The following is a 14,584-nucleotide window of genomic DNA, read 5'->3' as shown; positions in this document are numbered from 1 at the left end:
TACCGACTCCGCCACCGGCAGGCCCCGGCCCCGTCCGCGACCCGATCACACGTGGCTGTAGAACCCGGCCTCGGCGATTCGGCGGCGCTCCTCGGCGGTGACGTCGACGTCGGCCGGGGCCAGCAGGAACACCTTGGTGGCGACCTTGTCGAAGGAGCCGCGCAGAGCGAACGCCAGCCCGGCGGCGAAGTCGACAAGCCGCTTGGCGTCGGCGTTGTCCATCGACACCAGGTCCATGATCACCGGCTGACCGTCGCGGAAGCGTTCGCCGATGGTGCGGGCCTCGTTGTAGTCCTTCGGACGCAAGGTGGTGATCTTCGACAGCGGGCTGCCCTCTTCGAAGAGCATCGCCATCCGGCGGGGGTCCATCGCCAGGGCCCCGCGGGTCGAACCGCGAAGTGCGCCGAATCGGGAACGCGGCAGGTCGCGGTCGAACTCGCGCGCCCGAAACCTCGGCTCGTCTGCGTAGCCGGCCGCCCGGAAACCTCCGGTCGGCGGGTAGTCCGGATCACGGTCGTCGTAGTCGTGGCCCATCCGGGGGTCGTCGTCGTAGCGCCCGCCCGCGCGGACGTCGTCGTAGCGCCCGCCCGCACGGTCGTCGTATCCGCCGTCGGCGAACCTGTCGGCGCGACGCGAGAAACCCCGACCGCGGCCGGCGCCGGTGTCCCGGTCGTCGTCGTAGTACTCGTCCTCGTAGTCATCCATCGGCGCCATGCCGAAATAGGCCTTGACCTTGTGCAGAGTGCTCATCCGCTGACCCTTCTGAAGCTGAAGATTGCGATGTCTTGTTTTGATCGGTGTTCGTGATGAACCTGTGACTGGAGTGACTACTCAGGGAGACGTTAGAGGACGTTTGCCCATAAGCGCCGTACCGACACGCACACAGGTTGAGCCGTGTCGCACCGCGGCCTCCAGATCGCCGGACATGCCGGCGGACAGTTCGGTGGCGCCCGGGTGCTCGCCCCGGACGCGACGGTGCTCGGCGGCGAGGGCGGCGAAGGCGCGGTCGGGGTCGGCCCCCAGCGGCGGAACCGCCATCAACCCGACCAGTTCGAGCCCGTCGGAGTCGGCGACCCGCGCGCACAACCGGTCCACCGCCGCCGGGTCGCCGATGTCCACGCCGCCGCGGCGGGTGTCCCCGTCGAGACTGATCTGGACGAACACTCGCAGTCGCCGGTTGCGACGGCCTTCCGCGATGGCCTGGGCCGATGCGCCGTCAAGCGCCGTCGCCACCTTCTCGGTGCACAGCGAGTGAACCGTATCCGCCCATGCCGCGATGTGCTTGGCCTTGTTGCGCTGGATCTGACCGACCATGTGCCAGCGGGCCGGCCCCGGGTCCGGCGATTCCGCGATCAGCCGGTCGAACTCGGCGATCTTGGCCGCGGCTTCCTGCTCTCGGGATTCGCCGAAGACCCGGCACCCCAGCCGCCACAGGATGGCGACGTCGCCGGCCGGGAAAAACTTGGTGATCGGCAGCAGGGTGATGCCGTCGGCGGCGCGGCCGGCGGCCTGCGCCGCGCGCGCCAGTCGGCTTCGCACCGCGGCCAGACTCGCGGTCAGCTCCGCCACCCGGTCACCGGGATCTGGGACCACCGCTCACTCCATCCACACCAGCGAGGCCAGCCGACCGGTCGGGTTGTCGCGGCGATGGCTGAACAGTGCCTGGTCGGCGACGGTGCACCGGGGATCGACGTCGATCGCGGTGACACCGGCATCCGTGAGCTGGCGTGCGATACCGGCCCGCAGGTCCAGCGCCGGAGTTCCGGACGGGGTGGTGGTGCGACTGCCCGGCAGGCTGGCCTCGACGGCGGCCGCCATCTCCTCGGGCACTTCATAATTGGGCCCGCTGACCGAAGGGCCGAGCAGCACCGAGATGTCCGCCACGTGCGCGCCCGCGGCGAGCATCGCCTCAAGAGTGCGCAGGACCACGCCCTTGGCGGCGCCGACCCGGCCGGCGTGGGCGGCGCCCACCACCCCGGCGCGGCCGTCAGCCATCAGAACGGGCACGCAATCGGCCGTCACCACGGCCAGCGCCAGGCGCGGTGTCCTGGTCACCAGGGCGTCGGTGGCCTCGAAGGGTTCGGCCTGCGGTCCGTCGGCGACCTCGACGTGGTCGCCGTGCACCTGGTTCATCCACACCACCCGGTCCGGCGGCAGACCGAGGGCCGCGGCCAGCCGGTCGCGGTTGGCCGACACTGCCGCCGGATCGTCGCCGACGTGGTCGCCGAGGTTGAAGGAGTCGTACGGCGGTGCCGAGACTCCCCCGGAACGAGTGGTGGTGACGCGGCGGATGCGCACGGTCTCGGGTGATCGGCTCCTGTGTTTCAGTGCCGCATGAACGGCGGCACGTCGACGTCGTCGTCCTCGTCGCCGAAGGGCGCCGAGCCGTTGGTGCGCGCCGAGACGGTGGCGAGCGGGGGTTCCAGCGAGTCGAACAGCGGCGAATTGCCGACCTGGCCGGCGCCGGCCGGGGCGAAGGTGTGGGTGGTGGACACCGTCGGCGGCGGCGGGGCCGGGGCAGCCGCCGCGGCCTCGGCCGCTCCGGTGGCCGGCCCCGTGGTGGCCTCACCGATGATGATGGGCTTGCGGCTTGCGCTGTTGGCGTCGAAACCGGCCGCGATCACGGTGACGCGGACCTCGTCGCCGAGCGAGTCGTCGATGACGGTGCCGAAGATGATGTTGGCCTCCGAGTGGGCGGCCTCCTGGACCAGCGAGGCCGCCTCGTTGATCTCGAACAGGCCGAGATCGCTTCCGCCGGCGATCGACATCAGCACGCCCTGGGCGCCTTCCATCGACGCCTCCAGCAGCGGGGAGTTGATGGCCATCTCGGCGGCCTTGAGCGCGCGGCCCTCGCCACGGGCCGAACCGATCCCCATCAGGGCGGTGCCCGCTCCGCTCATGATGCCCTTGACGTCGGCGAAGTCGACATTGATCAGGCCCGGCGTGGTGATCAGATCGGTGATTCCCTGGACCCCGTTGAGCAGCACCTCGTCGGCACTGCGGAAGGCGTCCATCAGCGAGACGCCCGCGTCGCCCATCTGAAGCAGCCGGTCGTTGGGAATGACGATCAGGGTGTCGCAGCTCTCGCGCAGCGAGTTGATGCCGGTCTCGGCCTGGTTCGAGCGGCGCTTGCCCTCGAAGGAGAACGGCCGGGTAACCACGCCGACGGTCAGCGCGCCGAGCTTGCGGGCGATGTTGGCCACCACGGGCGCGCCCCCGGTCCCGGTGCCGCCGCCTTCGCCGGCCGTCACGAAAACCATGTCCGCGCCGCGGAGCAGTTCCTCGATCTCGTCCTTGGCGTCCTCGGCGGCCTTGCGCCCCACATCGGGATCGGCCCCGGCGCCCAGGCCGCGGGTGGAGTCCCGGCCGACGTCGAGCTTGACGTCGGCGTCGCTCATCAGCAGCGCCTGCGCGTCGGTGTTGATGGCGATGAACTCGACTCCCTTGAGTCCCTGTTCGATCATCCGGTTGACGGCGTTGACGCCGCCGCCGCCGATGCCAACAACCTTGATGACGGCGAGATAGTTATGCGGTGGGGTCATCGGTGGTCTTCCTCCGGTGTGGACCTGCTGTGAGCCTGGGCTGGCGCGACTTCCCTGATAAACCCTCAACCTCAACCTCAGGCTTAGAGTTATGTCAAGTTGTTCGTGTCTTCAGCACCGTATGACCGGCCGGCCACGCGATCGGGGAGGCGCGCCCGCGTGTCGCCGGAGGAATTTCGGGCCGCGGTCTCCCAGAGTCGCGCCGCCCCCGGACTACTTGACGGTGGGCAGATCCGGGCTCGACACGTCGTAGACCCGACCCGGCTGGGTCAGCAGCGCCGTCAGCTTCTCGGCCTTCTCGTCGGTGCGGTCCGTGGTCCCCCACACCACGATGCGGCCATCCATCAGGGTCAGGGTGATCGCCGCCACCGACGGCGCCGCGACCCGGCCAACCTGTCCCGCCACCTCTGGTCGCAGCGCCGTCAGCACCTCCAGCGCGGCGATGGTGGGCGGATCGGCCGGACCCGGGTTGTCGACGTCGATATAGGGCAGGCCGGGAGGAGGCGGCGCGGTGACGAAGTCCACTCCGTCCCGGTCGAACAGGTGCGGACCGTCCGGAAAGTCTTTGACCACCAGAGGGATTCGCTCGACGATCGAAATCCGGACGGCCGACGGGTATTCCCGCTGGACCCGGGCGCTGGCCACCCGCGGGATGCCGGCCACCCGATCGGCGACCTCGTCGGTGTCGATCTGCAGCAACGGCGTTCCCAGCCTGACCCCGGCGGCCTCGACGACCTCCTCGCGGCTGACCGCCCCGGTGCCGATGACCACGACCGAACGCGCCGACATCACGGGCGTGAAGTACAGCACCAGTCCCAGCGCGACTCCGACCACGCTGAGCACGATCGACCAGATCAGCAGCCGGAGCCCTTTGACGGTCCGGGCGGTCGGGCGGGGCGAGTCCCCGGACCCCTGCCCGCGGACCCGTCGCTTGGCCTCGCGGCGGGCCTCCTCGATCGCGATAGCCCGCTGCTGGGCGGCGCGCCGTTCAGCGCGCTCCCGGCGCGCGCGCCGCCGCGGACCCTCCGGATCGGCCGCCTGCTCGGCGGCCCCGTCCGGGCTGTCCGGGTCGGCGCCGGCTCCGTCCGCGCTGTCCGGGTCGGCGCTCGCGAGGTCGGCCGTGACGGGCTCCCCGATCCCGGTCCCGGCGTCGGCGCGGGGCGCGTCGGAATCCGTCTCGGCCTCGGGGTCGTGGCGATCCCCGGCCTCGCCGATCATCGCGAACTCCCCGGTGCGCCGCCCCGCGCGCTGAGCGCCCCGACGATCTCCGGGGCCAGCATCGTCACATCCCCGGCCCCCATGGTGACCACCACGTCGCCCGGTCTGGCCACGGCGGCCACCTGGCCGGCGACGGCGGAGAAGTCCGGCAGATAGCGCACCGGGACGCTGACGTGTTCGGCGATCGTGGCGCCGCTGATTCCAGTCAGCGGCTGCTCCCTGGCCGCGTACACGTCCAGGACGAAAACCTGGTCCGCGCTGTCCAGGGCCGATGCGAACTCGCGGGCGAAAGCCTTTGTGCGCGAATATAAATGCGGCTGGAACACCACGATGCTCCGGCCTCCCGCACCGGGACGCCCGCTGGGGTCCTGGCGGGCGACCTCGCGCAGCGCGGTCAGGGCGGCCCGGACCTCGGTCGGATGGTGCGCGTAGTCGTCGAAGACACGCACCCCGTTGGCGACGCCGACCAGTTCGAAGCGCCGGCGCACGCCCTCGAATCCGGCCAGCGCGTCGAGGACTTCTCCGACCGGGGCGCCGGCCTCGCGGGCGGCCAGCAGCGCGGCCAATGCGTTGAGAGCCATGTGCCGGCCCGGTACTGCCAGCCGCATCGCCCGGGGCCGGGTGTCTCCGGCCAACCGGATCTCGGCCACCGCGCCGGTTCCATGCTGTTCCCAGCCGACCAGGCGGGCGGCCAGGTCGGCCCCGGGGTCGCTGCCGTAGCGCAGCACCCGCACCCCCATCGCCGCACTGCGGTCCGCCAGGGCCGCCGCTCCCGGATCGTCGGCGCACACCACCAGCGCTCCGCCGGGGGCCAGTTGTTCGACGAACTCGTCGAAGACCGCCGTGTAGGCCTCGCGGGTGCCGAAGAAGTCGAGATGGTCGGCTTCGATATTGGTGACCACGGCCACGTCTGGGGTGTACTCCAGCAGCGAGCCGTCACTCTCGTCGGCTTCGGCGACGAACACCTCGCCGCTGCCGTGATGGGCGTTGGTGCCGGCCTCCCCCAGATCACCCCCGACGGCGAAGGACGGGTCGAACCCGCTGTGCTGCAACGCGACGATCAGCATCGAGGTGGTGGTCGTCTTCCCGTGCGTGCCGGTCACCATCAACGTGCGCATGCCGGCCATCAGCCTGGCCAGGACGGCCGGCCGCAGGATCACCGGCACCGCACGGCGGCGGGCCTCCACCAGTTCGGGGTTGGTCTTGGGGATGGCGGCGTGGGTGGTGATCACGGCGGTCGGGCCGCCCGGCAGCAGGTCGAGATTGGCCGCGTCGTGGCCGATCGCGATCTGCGCGCCGCGGGCGCGCAGCGCAGCCACCCCGCGCGATTCCTTGGCGTCCGAGCCCGACACCAGCCCGCCCCGGTCGAGCAGAATCCTGGCGATCCCGGACATCCCGGCTCCCCCGATTCCGACCATGTGCACCCGTTCGAGTTCAGGCGGCAGTGCCCGGCTCACCGGCGGACCCCCCGGCCGGCGCGCGCCACGTCGAGCACCACGTCAGCCAGGCGTCGCGCCGCGTCGCGGTGGCCGACGCCGGCCGCCGCGGCCGTCATCGCGGCAAGCCGCGGTCCGTCGGAGAGCAGCCTCACGACCTCCGCGCCGACGTAGCCGGGCGTCAGGTCGGCGTCGGCGATCAGCAGCCCGCCGCCGGCACCGACCACCGGCAACGCGTTGAGTCGCTGCTCGCCGTTGCCGATCGGCAGCGGCACGTAGACAGCGGGCAGGCCGACCGCCGATACCTCCGCGACGGTCATCGCGCCCGACCGGCAGATCGCCAAATCGGCGGCCGCATAGGCCAGATCCATCCGGTTGAGGTAGGGCACCGCGACATATGGCGGGTCGCCGGGCCGCGGCGTGGGCAACTCCAGGGTGTTCTTGGGCCCGTGCGCGTGCAGTACCGAGACTCCGGCCGCGGCCAACTCCCCGGCCGCCGCCGAGACGACGCGGTTGAGCGAGGCCGCGCCCTGCGAGCCGCCGAAGACCAGCAACACCCGGGCTTCTTCGGCGAAGCCGAAATGTGCGCGCGCCTCGGCGCGCAGCGCGGCCCGGTCCAGCCCGGTGATCGACGCTCGCAGCGGCATCCCGACGACCTCCGCGCGCGGCAGTCCGCAGTCGGGAACCGCCGCCAGCACCCGCCGGGCGATCCGGGCACCCAGCCGGTTGGCCAGCCCGGCCCGGGCGTTGGCCTCGTGCACCACCACCGGCACGCCGCTTCCGCGCGCGGCGAGGTAGGCCGGAACCGCCACGTATCCGCCGAAACCCACCACGACGTCAGCGCGGACGGCGTCGAGCACGGCCCTGGCCTCGCGAACCGACCGGCGGATCCGCCAGGGCAGCCGGAGCAGGTCGGCGTTGAGCGTGCGCGGCAGCGGCACCGGAGTCACCAGGCGCAGGTCATAGCCGCGTTCGGGCACCAGCCTGGTCTCCAGCCCGCGGGCCGTTCCCAGGGCGGTTATCCGGATGTCGGGCCGCAGCGCCCGCAGCGCGTCGGCGACGGCCAGTGCCGGCTCGACGTGACCGGCCGTGCCGCCGCCGGCCAGCACGACGGACACCGCCCGGCCGGCGTCCCGACGGGCCTCATCGCCGTCGATGCCCGAGTCGCGGCGGCCGATCCCGCCGTCGACTCCAGAGACGCTCACCCGTGACGCTGACCTTCCAGTGCTCCCTGCCGGACGCGACCCTTCGCCGCGACGGCCCTCCTCTGCGAGGCGCCTCCATCATGCCCTGATCGGCGCGGGACGCCTGCGCCATGCCCCGATCGTCGCGACGGAGCGGCGCTGTGGCCGGACCGGCGCGCGGTGCCCGGCGCGGCCGCCGCAGTCGCCTTACGCGCGGCGGGTTTGGCGGTCTTGACGGTCTTGGCGGCCGGCCTGGCGGCCTCCGGACGGGACCGCAACCGGTCGCGCAATGCCTCGGTTCGGCTCGGAAGGTAGGACTCGGGCAGGGGAAGCCGCAGCAGCCGGTTCATCCGGTCGTCGCGGCCCGCTCGCAGCGCCGCCACCGCGTCCGGCTCGTGACGGGCCGCGTTGGCCAGCAGCCCGATCATGAAAAGTGTTGTCGCCGTCGATGTTCCGCCAGCCGATATAAGCGGAAGCTGGATTCCGGTCACCGGCAGCAGGCCGATCACGTACCCGACGTTGATGAAGACCTGCCCCACGATCCAGGCGGTGGCGGTTGCGGACAACAGCCGCAGGAACGGGTCTACCGATCGCTTGGCGATCCGCATACCCGTGTAGGCGAAGAGTCCGAACAGGCAGAGCAGCCCGAAGGCCCCGATGAAGCCGAGCTCCTCGCCGATTATGGCGAAGATGAAGTCGTTGTGGGCGTTGGGCAGATAGTTCCACTTGGCGGTTCCCTGGCCCAGACCGTCGCCGAAGACGCCGCCGTTGGCCAGCGCGAACTTGGCCTGCCGGGCCTGGTAGCCGGCGCCCTGCGCGTCGGCGTTGGGATCCAGCCAGGACCGCACCCGATCGGATCGGTAGCCCGCGGAGACCGCCAGCACCGCGGCGGCGGAGATCGTCGCCAGCAGGGAACTGACGAAGACCTTCAGCGGCAGGCCGGCGAACCAGAGCAGGGCCAGCAGGATGATGCCCAGCGACACGGTCTGGCCCAGGTCGGGCTGCGCCACGATGAGTGCCAGGGCGATCACGGCGGCCGGGATCAGCGGGATCAGCATCTCCCGCAGGCTGGCCCGCTCCATGCGCCGGGCGGCCAGCAAATGCGATCCCCAGACGACGAAGGCGATCTTGGCCAGCTCCGAGGGCTGCATGGACAGCCCGGCGACCACGAACCAGCCCCGGGTGCCGTTGGAGACGTGACCGACCCCGGGGATCAGAACGGCCACCAGCATCGCGACGGTCAGCGCGAACCCGGCGAAGGCGGTGTGGCGAAGGAACGCGACGGGCAGCCTCAGGGCGAACCAGCAGGCGAACAGGCCCAGTCCGGCCCACATCAGCTGGCGGATGAAGATCGACCAGGGTGAGCCGTCCTCGTCGTAGGAGTGCACCCCCGAGGCGGACAGGACCATGGTCAGCCCGAGGACGGTCAGCAGCGCGGCTACCGACACCATCAGGTGAAACGAGGTCATCGGCCGGCCCAGCCAGGCGCCGAAGCGGGCGTTGGGCACGAACCGCGATTTCCCGGCCCCGGCGGGTTCGGTCGCCGGGCCGCCGACGGCGGCCGGCCCGGCGTCCCGGCGCCTCAACCGGGACCACAGCGCGCCCATCGCGCTACCTGGCCCCGCCCGCGGCCCGGACGGCCTCGGCGAACGCGTCGCCGCGGGCGGCATAACCGCTGAACTGGTCGAAGGAGGCACCGGCCGGAGCCAGCAGGACCGTGTCGCCGGAGCGTGCCAGGCCGGCGGCCGCGGCGACGACCTGGGTCATCACCAACCGGCCCAGGCCGGACCCCGATGCGTGAACCACGCGAGTCCCACTAGTCACATCCGACTCATCGGTCTCATGCATCACAGCATCCTCCCCCGTCACAACCTGGATGACGGGGACATCGGGTGCGTGTCGCGATAATGCCCCGGCGAACGCCGCCCGGTCCCTGCCGATCAGCACCGCACCGGCCAGCCGGGGGGCCACCGCGGCCACCGCGGCGTCCACCGAGGCGCCCTTGAGCATCCCGCCGGCCACCCATACCACCCGCGGATAGGCCAGGATCGAGGCCTGCGCGGCGTGCGGGTTGGTGGCCTTCGAGTCGTCGACGTACCGGACCCCGTCGAGCACGCCGACCAACTCGGCGCGGTGCCGGCCGACCCGGAAACCGGCCAGTGCCGAGGCGACCGCGGCGGCGGGAACGTCCACCGCCCGGGCCAGCGCCGCCGCGGCCAGCGCGTCGAGCACCCCGACCGGCCCCGCGACCGGGATCGCCTCGGCCCGGGCCAGCACCAGGTCCGCGGCGAAGGCCCGGTCGACGAGTGCGCCGTCCCGCACGCCCAGTTCGCCGGGCCCAGGCTCACCCAGCCGGAAACCGGCCTTCACCGGAGCTGCGGCCCCGGGCAGCAGCGCCGCGGCCGCCGGGTCGTCGAGACCCACCACCGCCACCCGGCCGTCCAGCGCGCGGGCCTTCGCCGCCGCGTAGGCCTGGAAGCTGCCATGCCAGTCGAGATGGTCCTCGGCGACGTTGAGCACCACACCCGCATCGGGCCGCAGCGACGGCGCCCAGTGCAGCTGGAAGCTGGAGACCTCGACGGCAAGGACCTCGGCGGGCCGGTCCAGCACGTCGAGCACCGGCTCGCCGATGTTCCCGCACAGCACCGCCGAGCGCCCGTCGGCGACGAGCATGTCGAAGAGCATCGAGGTGGTGGTGGTCTTGCCGTTGGTCCCGGTGACCACCAGCCAGCGTCGCGGCGGTCCGAACCGGCCGGCGGCGTCCAGCCGCCAAGCCAGCTCGACATCGCCCCAGATCGGCACGCCCGCGGCGGCGGCGGCGGCCAAAACCGGTGCGGTGGGCGGAAATCCGGGGCTGGTCACCACGAGATCGAACTCGCCGGCCCGGCCGGCCGCCTCGGCCGGGGTGAGAGCGTGGGCACGGTCGAGGGCGTCGGCGGCGGACACGTCGTCGTCGCACACCGACAGCCGGACGTCCCAGTCCGCCAGGGCCGAGACGATAGCCCGGCCGGTGACCCGGGCTCCGGCCACCAGCACCCGCGCCCCCGGGGCCGGAAGCGACAGCTCGTCGTGCATCAGTCCCCGATTGCGGAGAGCCACTCGCTGTAGAACAGCGACACCCCGAGCCCGCAGGCGATCGCCGTCAGCAGCCAGAACCGGATGATCACCGTGGTCTCGGCCCAGCCGAGCAGTTCGAAGTGGTGGTGGAACGGCGCCATCCGGAACACCCGGCGACCGGTCGAGCGGAACGCCACGATCTGAACCACCACCGAGGTCACCTCGGCGACGAACAGGGCGCCCAGCACGACCGCCAGCACCTCCGTGCGGCTGGTGACAGACAGCCCCGCGATGATGCCGCCCAGCGCCAGCGAACCGGTGTCGCCCATGAAGATCTTGGCCGGCGCGGCGTTCCACCAGAGGAACCCGACACAGGCCCCGGCGGTGGCGGCCGCGATGATCGCCAGGTCCAGCGGGTCGCGGACGTTGTAGCAGCCCAGGTTGGGCGCCGTCGCGCAGGCGTTGCGGAACTGCCAGAAGGTGATCAGGACGTAGGCCGCACTGACCATCGCCATACAGCCCGCAGCCAGCCCGTCCAGCCCGTCGGTGAAGTTCACCGCGTTGCCCCACGCGTTGACGACGACGACGACGAACAGCACGAACAACGCCGGAGGCAGTGCGACAGTGGAGATTTCGCGTACGTAGGACAGCTGGTTCGATCCGGGGGTCAGCCCCTCGGCGTTGGGAAAGCGCAGCACCAGAATTCCGAACAGCAACGCGGCGGTGATCTGACCCACCGTCTTGGCGGTCTTGTTCAGGCCCAGGTTGCGTGACCGCCGGATCTTGATCAGGTCGTCGAGAAAGCCAACGCCGCCCAGGGCGGTGGCCAGTCCGAGGACCAGCAGACCCGAGGCCGACGGACCCACGCCGTCCATGGCCAGGCCGACCAGATGGGTGCCGAAGTAGCCGGACCAGATACCGGCCACGATCGCCACCCCGCCCATCGACGGGGTGCCGCGCTTCGTCTGGTGGCTCGGCGGACCGTCCTCGCGGATCTCCTGGCCGAAACCCTGTCGGGTGAACAGCCTGATCAACGCGGGGGTCAGCAGTATCGAGACGGTCAGCGCGATCGCGACCGCGATCAGGATCTGCCTCATCGACCGTCCGCCAGCAGCGCTTCGGCCAATGCGCCCAGCCCGGCGGCGTTGGATGCCTTGACCAGCACCACGTCCCCGGGGGCGAGTTCGGCACGCAGCAACTCCAGCGCGGCATCGGCGTCGGGAACCATCGTCGATTCCGGCCCCCAGGAACCCTCCATGACCGCCCCGTGGTGCATGGCGCTCATAGGCCTCCCGGTTCCGACGACGACGAGCCGACTGATATCTAAGCGCACCGCCAGCCGGCCGATGCGATCGTGTTCGGTTATCGAATCCTGCCCCAGTTCGCCCATCTCGCCGAGAACCGCCCAGCTGCGCCGCGGGCCGCCCGGCTGACGGGCCATCACCGCCAGCGCCTGCAGACCCGCACGCACGGAATCCGGGTTGGCGTTGTAGGCGTCGTTGACCACGGTCACCCCGTCGGGGCGGGTGCGCACCTCCATCCGGTGGCGGGAGGCCGGCGCCGCGGCGGCCAGCGAGTCGGCCACCTGCCGCAGGCTCGCGCCGCATTCCAGGGCGACCGCCGCCGCGGACAGGGCGTTGCCGACCTGATGCTCACCGTGCACGGCCAGGGCGACGTCCACCGAGCCGGCGGCGGTGCGCAGGGTGAACCGCGGGCGGGCGAGCTCGTCGAGTTCCACCCCGTCGGCTCGGACGTCTGCCGTCTCGGCGCGGCCCACCATCACCACCCGGGCCGGGGTCATGGCGGCCATCGCTGCGACCACCGGATCGTCGGCATTGAGCACCGCCACGCCGGAATCCGGAACCGCTTGCACGAGTTCGGCTTTGGTCTGCGCGATCACCTCGCGGGAGCCGAACTCGCCCAGGTGGGCGGTTCCGACGTTGAGGACGACCGCGACCGACGGCGGGGCGATGGCGGCCAAGGCGGCGATGTTGCCGGGGTGCCGCGCCGACATCTCCAGCACCAGATAGTCGGTGTCGCGGTCAGCCCGCAGCACCGTCCAGGGATGGCCCAGTTCGTTGTTGAAGGATCCGGGCGGGGCGACCACCTGGCCGAGCGGGCGCAGCACCGCCGCAATGAGGTCCTTGGTGGAGGTCTTGCCCGAGGAGCCGGTGATGCCGACGATGCGCAGGCCCCCGGCGACCAGTTCGGCGGCCACCGCGGCGGCCAGTCTGGCCAGCGCCGACAGCACCGCCGCACCGGAGCCGTCGGAGTCGTGTTCGAGGACACCGGCGTGGGCGTCGGCCGCCGAGGCCGGCGGGACCACGATGGCCGGAACTCCGACCGGCCGGGCCGCGAGCACCGCCGCGGCCCCGGCCGCGGCGGCGGCGGCGGCGAAGTCGTGCCCGTCGGATCTGGCTCCCGGCAGCGCGAGGAACAGTCCGCCCTCGCCCACCGCGCGGGAGTCGAACTCGACGGTTCCGGTGACGCGGGTGACGGCCGCCTCGGCGGGGGTGATCCCGGAGAGCCGGCCGCCGACGATGTCGGCGATCTGAGCGACGGTCAGGTCGATCACCGGGTCCTCCCCCGCAGCGCGCGGGCAAGTTCCGCGCGGTCGTCGAAGGGCCGGGTCCGGCCGCCGGCGGTCTGTCCGGTCTCGTGCCCCTTGCCCGCGATCACCACCACGTCTCCGGATCGGGCCCAGCCGACCGCGTGGTCGATGGCGGCGCGGCGGTCTGCGATCTCGACCACTTCGGCGCGCCCGGCGCGGCGGGCGCCGGCGAGGATGGCGGCCCGGATCAGCGCGGGGTCCTCGTCACGGGGGTTGTCGTCGGTGATCACCACCAGGTCGGCCAAGTCGCCGGCAGCCTCGCCCATCGGCTCGCGTTTGCCCGGATCGCGGTTGCCGCCCGCGCCGAATACCACCGCGAGCCGGCCGGCGGGCTTGGCGCCCAGTGTTTCCAGGACCGCGCGCAGCGCTCCCGGTTTGTGCGCGTAGTCCACGACGGCAAGGAAGTCCTGTCCCAGGTCGACCGGCTCAAGCCGGCCCGGCACCGTCGCGGTGCGCAGTCCCGGCGACGCCTGCTCCGGAGACACCCCGATGCTGTCCAGCATGGCCACCGCCAGCAGTGCGTTGGCGACGTTGTAACGGCCGGGCAGCCCGATGCGCAGGCGGTGACGCACCCTCGCCGGGTCGACGACGGTGAACTCCTGCGCTCCGCTGCCGAGTGCGACGACGTCCTCGACGGTCCAGTCAGCGGCATTGCCTTCGGCGCTGACGGTGACTGCCTCCGCCGCGAGCCGCGCCATCGCCCGGCCGGCGTCGTCGTCGACGCAGACCACTGAAATGCCGGCATGCAGCGGGCTGGACGGCTCGAACAGCTTGGCTTTGGCCTCGAAGTAGGCCTCCATGCTTGGGTGGAAGTCCAGGTGGTCGCGGGAGAGGTTGGTGAAACCGCCTACCGCGAAGCGGATTCCATCCACCCGGCCGAGTTCCAGGGCGTGGCTGGACACCTCCATCACTGCGGTGTCGACACCCCTCTCCGCCATCACCGCGAGCAGGGCCTGCAGGGCCGGGGCCTCCGGCGTGGTCAGCGCGCTGGGGACGTCGTGACCGGCGATGCGGACCCCGACGGTCCCGATCAGGCCGGCGGTGCGGCCCGCCGAGCGCAACCCCGCCTCGATCAGGTGGCTCACCGTGGTCTTCCCGGAGGTTCCGGTGACGCCGAGCACCACCACGCGATCGGAGGGACGCCCGTAGACGTCGGAGGCCAGTCCGCCCAGCACCGAGCGCGCGGCCGGATGCACCAGCACCGGCAGCGGGGCGGGGTCGCCGAGCAGTCGGTGGATGATCGCCGCGCCGTCGGGATCGGTGAGAACGGCGACCGCACCGGCATCCACGGCCGCGCCGGTGAACTGCGCACCGTGCGCACTGGCTCCGGGCAGGGCGGCGAACAGATCGCCAGGGGCTGCGTCCTGGGCTCGCAGGGTGACACCGCTGACGGGGACACCGGGCAGGGCCGGGTCGTCGAGGGGGACCGCACCGATCCCGGCCGACAGACGCGTCAGCGACAGTCCCGGGGTGGACTGGGGCCGCAGGACACCGGTCACCGCCGCCTCACCTCCATCCAGCCCGGCTCACCACCCT

Annotated in this window: 12 protein-coding genes; all 12 read right to left on the bottom strand. The window is 72.0% G+C overall.

What is annotated here, in order from left to right; all coding sequences use genetic code 11:
• Positions 1–45: 45 nt before the first annotated feature.
• The 12 genes from ACKOQ4_RS06695 to ACKOQ4_RS06640 all read right to left on the bottom strand — a co-directional run bounded on the left by ACKOQ4_RS06695 (position 46) and on the right by ACKOQ4_RS06640 (position 14,547).
• Positions 46–750, bottom strand: coding sequence for a cell division protein SepF (locus ACKOQ4_RS06695; protein WP_526290083.1), 705 nt, complete (start codon positions 748–750; stop codon positions 46–48).
• Positions 751–831: 81 nt separating this feature from the next.
• The gene (locus ACKOQ4_RS06690) at positions 832–1,593 is read right to left on the bottom strand and encodes a YggS family pyridoxal phosphate-dependent enzyme (protein WP_526290081.1); all 762 of its coding nucleotides are present in this window, start codon (positions 1,591–1,593) and stop codon (positions 832–834) included.
• Positions 1,594–1,596: 3 nt separating this feature from the next.
• On the bottom strand, positions 1,597–2,298 hold the full coding sequence (gene pgeF / locus ACKOQ4_RS06685) for a peptidoglycan editing factor PgeF (protein WP_526290079.1): 702 nt from the start codon (positions 2,296–2,298) through the stop codon (positions 1,597–1,599).
• Positions 2,299–2,324: 26 nt separating this feature from the next.
• On the bottom strand, positions 2,325–3,542 hold the full coding sequence (gene ftsZ / locus ACKOQ4_RS06680; protein ID WP_526290077.1) for a cell division protein FtsZ: 1,218 nt from the start codon (positions 3,540–3,542) through the stop codon (positions 2,325–2,327).
• A 213-nt stretch (positions 3,543–3,755) separates the two neighbouring features.
• Positions 3,756–4,760: a cell division protein FtsQ/DivIB gene (locus ACKOQ4_RS06675; protein ID WP_526290075.1), complete on the bottom strand. Its 1,005-nt coding sequence runs from the start codon at positions 4,758–4,760 to the stop codon at positions 3,756–3,758.
• Entirely contained in the window at positions 4,757–6,178 is a 1,422-nt protein-coding gene (gene murC, locus ACKOQ4_RS06670) for a UDP-N-acetylmuramate--L-alanine ligase (protein ID WP_526290165.1), read from the bottom strand. Before murC ends, ACKOQ4_RS06675 begins: the two co-directional genes overlap by 4 nt.
• Before the next feature lie 35 nt (positions 6,179–6,213).
• Positions 6,214–7,314 carry an undecaprenyldiphospho-muramoylpentapeptide beta-N-acetylglucosaminyltransferase gene (gene murG, locus ACKOQ4_RS06665; RefSeq protein WP_526290163.1) on the bottom strand — a complete coding sequence of 367 codons (1,101 nt, stop codon included), beginning with the start codon at positions 7,312–7,314 and terminating at the stop codon, positions 6,214–6,216.
• An 83-nt stretch (positions 7,315–7,397) separates the two neighbouring features.
• Complete coding sequence (gene ftsW / locus ACKOQ4_RS06660; RefSeq protein WP_526290073.1) at positions 7,398–8,987, bottom strand: putative lipid II flippase FtsW; 1,590 nt, start codon at positions 8,985–8,987, stop codon at positions 7,398–7,400.
• 4 nt (positions 8,988–8,991) lie between these two features.
• A complete protein-coding gene (gene murD, locus ACKOQ4_RS06655; RefSeq protein ID WP_526290071.1) occupies positions 8,992–10,455 on the bottom strand; it encodes a UDP-N-acetylmuramoyl-L-alanine--D-glutamate ligase in 1,464 nt (487 codons plus the stop codon).
• Complete coding sequence (gene mraY / locus ACKOQ4_RS06650; protein ID WP_526290069.1) at positions 10,455–11,534, bottom strand: phospho-N-acetylmuramoyl-pentapeptide-transferase; 1,080 nt, start codon at positions 11,532–11,534, stop codon at positions 10,455–10,457. Before mraY ends, murD begins: the two co-directional genes overlap by 1 nt.
• Positions 11,531–13,012 (bottom strand): UDP-N-acetylmuramoyl-tripeptide--D-alanyl-D-alanine ligase, encoded by a 1,482-nt coding sequence (locus tag ACKOQ4_RS06645; RefSeq protein WP_526290067.1) that lies wholly within the window; start codon positions 13,010–13,012, stop codon positions 11,531–11,533. The genes mraY and ACKOQ4_RS06645 overlap by 4 nt, the downstream gene beginning before the upstream one ends.
• On the bottom strand, positions 13,009–14,547 hold the full coding sequence (locus ACKOQ4_RS06640; RefSeq protein WP_526290065.1) for a UDP-N-acetylmuramoyl-L-alanyl-D-glutamate--2,6-diaminopimelate ligase: 1,539 nt from the start codon (positions 14,545–14,547) through the stop codon (positions 13,009–13,011). Before ACKOQ4_RS06640 ends, ACKOQ4_RS06645 begins: the two co-directional genes overlap by 4 nt.
• Positions 14,548–14,584 lie beyond the last annotated feature (37 nt).

The sequence above is a fragment of the Mycobacterium sp. genome, assembly GCF_046095365.1.
In the GTDB taxonomy this organism is placed as follows: Bacteria; Actinomycetota; Actinomycetes; order Mycobacteriales; family Mycobacteriaceae; genus Mycobacterium.
The sequence above is the reverse complement of the archived record's forward strand: the minus strand, read 5'-3'. Positions and strand labels throughout refer to the sequence as shown.